At 66.3% G+C, this 8,921-nt stretch carries 8 protein-coding genes and 1 tRNA gene; 3 read left to right on the top strand and 6 right to left on the bottom strand.

The genetic code is table 11. The annotated features are described in order from the left end of the window. Positions 1 to 446 (bottom strand): hypothetical protein (locus tag JHC79_RS21705; RefSeq protein ID WP_296394788.1); only part of this gene is annotated, 446 nt, incomplete at its 3' end. Between JHC79_RS21705 and JHC79_RS21700 the strand changes: the two genes are divergently transcribed. Beyond that, positions 433 to 1,539 (top strand): Ig-like domain-containing protein, encoded by a 1,107-nt coding sequence (locus JHC79_RS21700; RefSeq protein ID WP_366783189.1) that lies wholly within the window; start codon positions 433 to 435, stop codon positions 1,537 to 1,539. The genes JHC79_RS21705 and JHC79_RS21700 overlap by 14 nt on opposite strands. A gap of 135 nt (positions 1,540 to 1,674) precedes the next feature. Continuing rightward, complete coding sequence (locus tag JHC79_RS21695; protein WP_296394786.1) at positions 1,675 to 2,817, top strand: acyl-CoA dehydrogenase family protein; 1,143 nt, start codon at positions 1,675 to 1,677, stop codon at positions 2,815 to 2,817. 82 nt (positions 2,818 to 2,899) lie between these two features. On the opposite strand, the gene JHC79_RS21690 is transcribed toward JHC79_RS21695, so the two are convergent. After that, positions 2,900 to 2,975: transfer RNA gene (locus JHC79_RS21690), tRNA-His, on the bottom strand. Positions 2,976 to 3,092: 117 nt separating this feature from the next. Continuing rightward, positions 3,093 to 3,692: an oligoribonuclease gene (gene orn / locus JHC79_RS21685; RefSeq protein WP_296394785.1), complete on the bottom strand. Its 600-nt coding sequence runs from the start codon at positions 3,690 to 3,692 to the stop codon at positions 3,093 to 3,095. A gap of 114 nt (positions 3,693 to 3,806) precedes the next feature. Here orn and JHC79_RS21680 point away from each other — a divergent pair, with 114 nt between their 5' ends. Beyond that, positions 3,807 to 5,375, top strand: coding sequence for a helicase HerA-like domain-containing protein (locus JHC79_RS21680; RefSeq protein ID WP_296394784.1), 1,569 nt, complete (start codon positions 3,807 to 3,809; stop codon positions 5,373 to 5,375). Positions 5,376 to 5,385: 10 nt separating this feature from the next. Here the strand turns inward: JHC79_RS21680 and cmrA are convergent, their stop codons facing one another. From cmrA to JHC79_RS21665, 3 genes are all read right to left on the bottom strand, one after another. Next, positions 5,386 to 6,189 carry a mycolate reductase gene (gene cmrA, locus JHC79_RS21675; protein WP_296394783.1) on the bottom strand — a complete coding sequence of 268 codons (804 nt, stop codon included), beginning with the start codon at positions 6,187 to 6,189 and terminating at the stop codon, positions 5,386 to 5,388. A gap of 73 nt (positions 6,190 to 6,262) precedes the next feature. After that, complete coding sequence (locus JHC79_RS21670) at positions 6,263 to 8,293, bottom strand: NADPH-dependent 2,4-dienoyl-CoA reductase (RefSeq protein WP_296394782.1); 2,031 nt, start codon at positions 8,291 to 8,293, stop codon at positions 6,263 to 6,265. Next, positions 8,290 to 8,883, bottom strand: coding sequence for a PadR family transcriptional regulator (locus tag JHC79_RS21665; RefSeq protein WP_296394781.1), 594 nt, complete (start codon positions 8,881 to 8,883; stop codon positions 8,290 to 8,292). The genes JHC79_RS21670 and JHC79_RS21665 overlap by 4 nt, the downstream gene beginning before the upstream one ends. Positions 8,884 to 8,921 lie beyond the last annotated feature (38 nt).

The raw sequence follows: 8,921 nt of genomic DNA, 5'->3' as shown, positions 1-8,921 counted from the left end.
CTCGAACCCCGAACCCGCTGATTAAGAGTCAGCTGCTCTGCCAATTGAGCTAATGGCGCTTGGATCGTGCGAGATGGAACATTAACAGGTCCGCACGCCTGGGCAAAAATCGTCCACCCGGAGCGCCCGACGACCACGACATGCCGCAGGGCTCGCCCGGCATTCGGTGTGAAGTGGTGTATGTCTCGTACACTGATGTCACCCTGAGGGCTCGACGTGCAGAGCGGCATACCGACACAGCCCGAGGTGTGTGCAGATGCAGTCCGATCAATCGCGCCACGCGCGCTGAGAAGTTTTTCTGGGAGCAAAATGGGGTTCGGTCCTTTCGGTCGACGAATGCGCGGTGCGGTGTCGATGGCGGTGACGATCTGCGCGGTGGGAACACTTGCGGCGTGCTCGGCCGGCACGGCGGCACCGTCGTACAGCGACCAGGTGAACACCAACACCGGATTCGACGACCTGTTGCGTCCGTCGGTGTCGATCACCACGTTCAACGGCCAGCCGCTGCGTGATCGTGCGGTGGGCATCCAGCCGGGCGCGCCCCTGAAGGTCGTGGCGAAGTCCGGGGAGCTGACCGACGTCCGGATCCCCAAGCAGACCGGCGGCACCATCGCGGGCGCCTACAACTCCGACCGCACCGAGTGGACGAGCACCGAGCCGTTCGGCTTCGACAAGACCTACACCGTCGCCGCGGATGTGCAGGGCATCTCGGGTACCAACTCGAGCAAGATGTCGTTCACGACGCGAGCCCCGAACAATCTCACCGACACCTACCTGCTGCCGGAGGACAACTCGACCGTCGGCATCGGGCAGCCCGTGGCGATCCGCTTCGACGAGCCGATCACCGACAAGCGCACCGCGCAGAACGCGATCACCGTGACCACCGACCCGCCGGTTGCCGGTGCCTTCTACTGGCTCAGCGACTCCGAACTGCGGTGGCGTCCGCAGAACTACTGGAAGCCGGGCACCAAGGTCACCGTCAAGGTGAACACCTACGGGATCGACCTCGGTGGCGGCGTCTTCGGACAGCAGAACAAGACGCTGAACTTCACCATCGGGCGGTCGCTCGTCTACACCGCCGACGACAACACCAAGCAGGTGACGGCGGTGCTCAACGGCAAGGTCGTGCGCACCATGCCCACGTCGATGGGCAAGGATTCCACGCCCACCAACCGCGGGACGTACATCATCGGCGACCGCGTCCCCAGCATCATCATGGATTCGTCCACCTACGGCGTCCCGGTGAACTCGCCGGAGGGCTACAAGGAGACGGTGTACTCCGACACCCAGATGTCCTACAGCGGCATCTACATGCATGCGGCGCCGTGGTCGATCTACGCGCAGGGCAACTCGAACGTCAGCAACGGTTGTCTCAACCTCAGCCCGGAGAACGCCGAGTGGGTCATGAACACCTCGCTGCGAGGGGACATCGTGGTGGTCAAGAACACCGTGGGTGACGTCCTGCCGGGTACCGACGGCCTCGGCGACTGGAACATCCCGTGGGACGTGTGGAAGCGCGGTAACGCGGGCAACGCCTGATCGGTCGGCCCCCGTCCGTCGAGGGCGTGGGTGAGCCGCACCGCGACTGAGGGAAGCGATACTGCCATCGCCAAGTGTTACGCTCGGCGTTGACAATGTTCGCAGACCTCATCTGTCGAGGAAGGCTCTCTCACCATGACCAACGCTTCCCCCTGGGCGACCGACGACCTGGACGACCTGCGCGGTCTGGTCCGGTCGTTCTTCGAGAAGACCGTCGCCCCCAACGTCGACAAGTACATCGACCAGCATCACGTCGACCGTGACCTCTGGAACCAGGCCGGTGAGCTCGGCCTGCTGTGCATGTCGATCCCCGAGGAGTACGGCGGCGGTGGCGGCACCTTCGCCCACGAGTCGGTGCTCATCGAGGAGCAGGCCCGCATCGGAGACTCGTCGTGGGGCGTCAGCCTGCACAACGGCATCATCGCGCACTATCTGCTCGCCTACGGCACCGAGGAGCAGAAGCAGCAGTGGCTGCCCAAGATGGCCTCCGGCGAGGTCGTCGGCGCCATCGCGATGACCGAGCCGGGCACCGGATCGGATCTGCAGAGCATCAAGACCAAGGCGATCCGCGACGGCGACGACTACGTCATCGACGGTTCGAAGACGTTCATCACCAACGGTTCCCAGGCCGACCTCATCATCGTCGTGGTCAAGACCGACACCTCGGAGGGCGCCAAGGGCATCTCGCTGGTGCTCGTCGAGGGCGACCGCGAGGGATTCCGGCGTGGGCGCGTGCTGGACAAGATCGGGCAGCGCGGCCAGGACACCTCGGAGCTGTTCTTCGACAGCGTCCGTGTCCCGGTCGCCAACCTGCTGGGCAGCGAGGAGGGGCAGGGCTTCATCCAACTGATGCAGCAGCTCCCGCAGGAGCGACTCATCATCGCCGTCGCATCGGTGGCCGGTATGGAATCCGCTGTGGCGCAGACCATCGCCTACACCAAGGACCGTCAGGCGTTCGGCCGTCCGGTCTTCGGATTCCAGAACACCAAGTTCAAGCTCGCCGAGGCCGCCACCGAGACCCGCATCGCGCGCGTCTTCGTCGACGACTGCATCGTCAAGCACCTCACCGGTGACCTCGACATCCCGACCGTCGCGATGGCCAAGTGGTGGACCACCGACCGCGCGATGGCGGTCCTCGACGAGTGCGTCCAGCTCTTCGGCGGCTACGGCTACATGAGCGAGTACCCGATCGGCCGGATGTGGGCTGACGGCCGCGTCCAGAAGATCTACGCGGGCACCAACGAGATCATGAAGGAGATCATCGCCCGGTCGCTGTAGAGCGATCCCCGAGGCGCTGCCTCCGACCCCCACGACGACCGAAGGCCCACCCGAACGAATCGGGTGGGCCTTCGGCCTTGCTTGGGGTGGATGACGGGACTCGAACCCGCGACAGCCAGGATCACAACCTGGTGCTCTACCAACTGAACTACACCCACCATGTGGTTCTGAACCAACCAGAACCGCAGAGCACACTCTATCTGGTGGCCCGCGCCGAGTGCCAATCGGTTGTTCGATACGCGTGTGACAGCAGGGACGACGCGGTGCCGGAGGGGTCAGGCGTCGCCGAGGTCGGTGACGATCTGCGCGATGGTGTCGGTATCCGGGCCGGGCTGGGCGACGAACGCCGTCTCCCGGTAGTACCTGAGCTCACGGATCGACTCGCGGATGTCGGCCAGCGCGCGGTGCGCGAGCCCCTTCTCCGGCTGACCGAAGTAGATCCGCGGGTACCAGCGGCGGCTCAGTTCCTTGATCGAGCTGACGTCGATCATGCGGTAGTGCAGGTAGGTGTCGAGCGCGGTCATGTCCCGGGCGATGAAGCCGCGGTCGGTGGCGATGGAGTTGCCCGCGAGCGGCGCCGCGCCGGCCGACTTCACGTGTTTGCGAACGTAGTCGAGCACCATTTGCTCGGCCTCGGGGACCGTCACCGTCGACGCGCGCACCTCCTCGGTGAGGCCCGAGGCCGCGTGCATCTTCTTCACCACATCGGGCATCGCCTCGAGGTCGGCGTCGTCGGCGTGGATGACCACGTCGACACCCTCGCCGAGGATGTTGAGATCGCTGTCGGTGACCAACGCCGCGATCTCGATCAGTTTGTCGGTGTCCAATCGCAGACCGGTCATCTCGCAATCGATCCACACAAGTTTGTCCTGCACCCGACAACCTTAGCCAACGCCCCGCACGGCGCTAATGTGTTGCCGGACGCGCCGGCGGAGCACCGGCGCCACTGAGGTGCCGACGGGGGTCGGCGACGACCGGGAGGACCACACGTGACCGAACCGACGCAGACCCAGACGCCGGCGCAGCAGATCGCCGCGGGCTACCGATTCGAGGGCCCGGCCTTGGAACTCGGGGCGGTCGGTGTCGACGGCGTGATCGACCCCGGTGCCCAGGTCCGCATCCCGCTGGCGATGATGAACCGCCACGGTCTGGTGGCGGGGGCCACCGGCACCGGCAAGACCAAGACGCTGCAGGTGATCGCCGAACAACTCTCGGCGGCCGGGGTGCCGGTGGTGCTCGCCGACGTCAAGGGCGACCTGTCCGGACTCAGCGCGCCGGGGGTGGCGGGGGACAAGATCGCCAAACGCGCCGCCGAGATCGGCGACACGTGGGCGCCGGCGTCGCGCCCGTGCGAGTTCGTGTCCCTGGGCACCGAGGGGATCGGTGTCCCGATCCGGGCGACGATCACGTCGTTCGGTCCCATCCTGCTCAGCAAGGTGTTGGGACTCAACGCAACCCAGGAGTCCACGCTCGGCCTGATCTTCCACTGGGCCGACGGCAGGGGTCTCGCGCTGCTCGACCTCAAGGATCTGCGTGAGGTGATCGCACATCTCACCAGTGACGAGGGCAAGGCGGACCTCAAGGGCATCGGTGGTGTGTCGTCGGCAACCGCGGGGGTCATCCTGCGAGCACTGTCCAACCTCGAGGCCGAGGGCGGCGACACCTTCTTCGGTGAACCGGAGATCGAGCCCGGCGACCTGATCCGTATCGACCCCAGCGGCGCGGGAATCATCACCCTGTTCGAACTGGGAAAGCAGGCCGCCCGACCCGCGCTGTTCTCCACGTTCCTGATGTGGATCCTGGCCGATCTGTTCGAGTTCCTGCCCGAGGCCGGCGACATCGACAAACCCAAGCTGGTGTTCATCTTCGACGAGGCGCACCTGCTGTTCACCGACTCGTCGAAGGCGTTCGTCGAGCAGGTGGAGCAGACGGTCAAACTTATCCGCTCGAAGGGGGTCGGCGTGTTCTTCTGTTCGCAGCTGCCCACCGACATCCCCAACGAGGTGCTGTCCCAGCTCGGCGCGCGAATCCAGCACGCGCTGCGCGCCTTCACCCCGGACGATCAGAAGGCGCTGTCGAAGACGGTGAAGACCTACCCCACCTCGACCGCGTACGACCTGGAGAAGGTGTTGACATCCTTGGGGATCGGCGAGGCCGTCGTCACCGTGCTCTCGGAGAGGGGTGCCCCGACACCGGTCGCGTGGACGGTCATCCGCCCTCCGAGGTCGTTGATGGACACCATCGGCGAGGAGGCCATCACCGCGGCCGCGTTGCTGAGCCCGTTGCACCAGAAGTACGGCGCGTCGATCGACCGCGAGTCGGCCTACGAGATCCTGACCGCGAAAGTCGTTGCACCCGAGTCGCCGCCGACCCAGGCGGCGCCCGCACCGAACGCTCCGACACCGAAGACTCCGACACCGAAGGAGAAGGACGAGCCGGGTGTGGTGTCAGAGGTGCTAGGGAACGCTGCGGTGAAGAGCTTTCTGCGCTCGGCGGCATCTGCGGCCGGTCGCGAGATCACCCGGTCGTTGTTCGGCGCCGGCAAGCGGCGCCGATGAGGAGTCCCGGTCAGTCGCCGAGCTTCCTGTAGAAGCCGCCGACGATCGGCGCCACGATCTTGCGTGGCGTGTACCCGCCTGCCACCGACATCGCCTTCGACAGTGCGCCCGGGACGACGCGCATCTTGTTGCGCGCCAGCGCATCGAGACTCATCCGGGCGACGCCGGCGCTGGAGTCCCACAGGAAACCGGGAACCATCTTGTCGACGATGCTCGCGTCCTCGGGTGACGGGTCCTCGGTACGCACCGGTCCCGGCGCCAGCAGGGTGATGTGCACACCCTTCGAGGCGACCTCTCCGCGCAGGGACTCGCTGAACGTGTTGACGAAGGCCTTCGACGCTGCGTAGGTCGCGTTGTTCGGGATCGGCATGTTGCCCGCCGCCGACCCGACCATGAGGATCCCGCCGGAACCGCGCTTCACCATCTGCGGCAACACGGCCAGCGTGAGGTCGTGGACGGCGGTGGCGTTGAGTCGCAGCTGGGCGCGTTCGTACTCGTGGTCGAGGTCGACGATGGCACCGAAGGTGGCGATGCCCGCGTTGTTGCAGAGGATGGAGATCTCACGGTCGGCGAGCTCGGCGCACAGCACGTCGAGGGCGCGCAGGTCCGACAGATCGGTGGGGCGTACCTCGACGGAGATGCCGTGGTCGGCACGCATCTTCTCGGCGGTGATCTCGAGGATCTCGCCGCGGCGGGCCACCAGGATCAACGAGTGGCCACGACGGGCGAGCTCCCAGGCGAGCGCCTCGCCGATGCCGGAGGAGGCGCCGGTGACGACGGCGCGGGCGGATGCGGTGGGTGCGGGAACGGCCATGCCCGCGATCGTATCGGTGTCGGCTCCGACATCGGGACGGCACTGTCATGCCACGGTCGGCGCCATCGCTGCTCTACAGGGCGGCGGCGACCTCGGTGCCCTGACGGATGGCGCGCTTGGCGTCGAGTTCCTCGGCGATGTCGGCGCCACCGATGACGTGCGTGCGGATCCCCGCGACGGTCAGCGGGTCGATGAGGTCGCGCACGGACTCCTGGCCGGCGCACACCACGACGGTGTCCACGTCGAGTACGCGCGGTGCGCGATCGTCGTCGTCGAAGTGCAGGTGCAGACCGGCGTCGTCGATGCGGTCGTAGCGGGCACCCGAGATCTGTTCCACGCCTTTCATCTTGACCGATGCGCGGTGGACCCACCCGGTGGTCTTGCCCAGGCCGCGGCCCTGCCCACCCGACTTTCGCTGCACGAGATAGACGGTTCGGACGGCGGGTGTGGGGCGAGGCCTGGTGACGAATCCGGGGATGGAGGTGTCCTCGGAGACACCCCATTCCTGCTCCCATTCCTTGAGGTCGAGTGTGGGGGAGTCGTCGACGGTGAGGAACTCGGTGACGTCGAACCCGATGCCGCCCGCGCCGATCACCGCCACGGTCCTCCCGATCTCCTGTTGTCCCAGAACGGCATCGGCATAGGTCACCACCTTGGGATGGTCGATCCCCGGGATGTCGGGGATGCGGGGGACCACGCCGGTCGCGATGATCACCTCGTCGAACTTCTCGGCGATCAGATGCTCCGCACCCGCCCAGGTCTTCAGGTGCACCGTCACCCCGGCGACCTCGAGTTGGCGGGTGTAGTACCGGATCGTCTCGGAGAACTCTTCCTTGCCGGGGATCCTGGCGGCGATCGCGAACTGGCCCCCGATCGCCGACCCCGCCTCGAACAGTTCCACGCGGTGACCGCACTCGGCGGCTGCTACGGCGGCGGACAGACCGGCCGGCCCCGCACCGATGACGGCGACGCGTTTGGCGTGCCGCGTCGGGGACAGGGTGAGCACGGTCTCGCGACCGGCGCGCGGATTGAGAAGGCAGGACACCTTCTTCCCGACGAACGCGTGGTCGAGGCAAGCCTGGTTGCATCCGATGCAGGTGTTGATCTCGTCGGCCCGGCCCTGTTGTGCCTTGTTCGGGAGATCGGGATCGGCCAGGAGCGGCCGGGCCATCGACACCGCGTCGACGCGACCGCGTCGCAGGATGTCCTCGGCGATCTCCGGCGTGTTGATGCGGTTCGACGCGATCAGCGGGATGGACACCTCGTCGCGAAGGCGTTCGGTGAACTTGACGAAGGCGGCACGCGGCACCGAGGTGATGATCGTGGGGACCTTGGCCTCGTGCCACCCGATGTCGGTGTTGATCGCATCGACCCCGTGCGCTTCGAGCGCGCGCGACAGTTGGGCGATCTCATCCCAGGTCTGCCCACCCTCGACGAGGTCGGCGATGGACTGTCGCATGATGACGAGGAAGTCGTCGCCGACGCGCTTGCGAATCCGATCCACGATCGCCAGGACGAGGCGCTGACGGTTCTCGGTGGACCCACCCCAACGGTCGGTGCGGGTGTTGGTGCGTGGGCACAGGAACGTGTTGAGGAGATACCCTTCGCCGCCCATGATCTCGACGCCGTCGTAGCCGGCGTCCTTCGCGAGCTTTGCGCACCGACCGTAGGAGTAGATGGTCTGCGCGATGATCGCCTCGTTCATCTTGATCGGCTGGAACGGATGGATCGGCGATTTCTCCCATCCGACACTCACTTTGAGCGGGGTGTATCCGTAGCGACCGGCGTGGAGGATCTGCAGGGCGATCGTGCCGCCCTCGTTGTGGACGGCGTCGGTGAGCACACGGTGTCGCCGGACATCGAGGTGGTTGGTCAGCTTGCCGCCGAACGGCAACAGCAGGCCGAGGCGGGTCGGTGCGATACCGCCGGTGATGATGAGTGCCGCGCCACCACGGGCCCGCATCGCGTAGTAGGCCGCCAATTTCTTGGTGTCCCAGGCGCGTTCCTCGAGGCCGGTGTGCATCGATCCCATGATGATCCGGTTGCGCAGGGTGACCGAACCCAGCTGGAGAGGTTCGAACAGGTGGGGATACGGGGTGTTCATCGCGAGACCTTCTCCTGTGTGGGTGATGTGCCGGGCTGGGCGGGGCTGGTGGACATCTCATTGTCGAGAGCGGCGACGACCTCGTCGAGCCATTCGACGAAGCCCTCCTCGATGCGGATCCCGCCGCGCAGCACCAGGTACTGGTGCAGACGTCGGCCGGTGGCGGCCGCGGCGTCGGGGTGATCGCGGTCGGCGAAGGCCCGGTAGAGGGCCAGCTGTTCGGTGTGGATGTCGCGGTGGCGGCGCATCTCGGCGACCAGGTCGGCGAGGTCGCCGTGTTCGGCGGCCCGCAACTTGACGCTCAGTTCGTCACGCAGACGCGGCACCGGCGCACGATCGGACACCCAGCCGCGCAGTGCATCTCGTCCGGCGTCGGAGAGCGTGTAGACCTTCTTGTCCGGCCGCGCGTCCTGGGCCACGGCCTCGTAGGCGACGAGGCCGTCGTCGTGCAGTTTCTTCAGCGTCCGATAGATCTGCTGATGGGTGGCCGACCAGAAATATCCGATCGACCGGTCGAACTGACGGCCGATCTCGTAACCGGTGCCGGGGCGTTCCGCCAACGACACCAGGATCGCGTGTTCGAGGGCCATGACGGCAGGTTAATACGCAATCACACACTGTGCAACAA

The sequence above is a fragment of the Williamsia sp. genome (genome assembly GCF_016462415.1).
Taxonomy (GTDB): domain Bacteria; phylum Actinomycetota; class Actinomycetes; order Mycobacteriales; family Mycobacteriaceae; genus Williamsia_A.
The sequence above is the reverse complement of the archived record's forward strand: the minus strand, read 5'-3'. Positions and strand labels throughout refer to the sequence as shown.

Coding starts and splice junctions, on each gene's coding strand:
- JHC79_RS21670 (WP_296394782.1), bottom strand. CDS start 8,293: ATGAACACCCCGTATCCCCACCTGTTCGAACCTCTCCAGCTGGGTTCG.
- JHC79_RS21695 (WP_296394786.1), top strand. CDS start 1,675: ATGACCAACGCTTCCCCCTGGGCGACCGACGACCTGGACGACCTGCGC.
- JHC79_RS21665 (WP_296394781.1), bottom strand. CDS start 8,883: ATGGCCCTCGAACACGCGATCCTGGTGTCGTTGGCGGAACGCCCCGGC.
- cmrA (WP_296394783.1), bottom strand. CDS start 6,189: ATGGCCGTTCCCGCACCCACCGCATCCGCCCGCGCCGTCGTCACCGGC.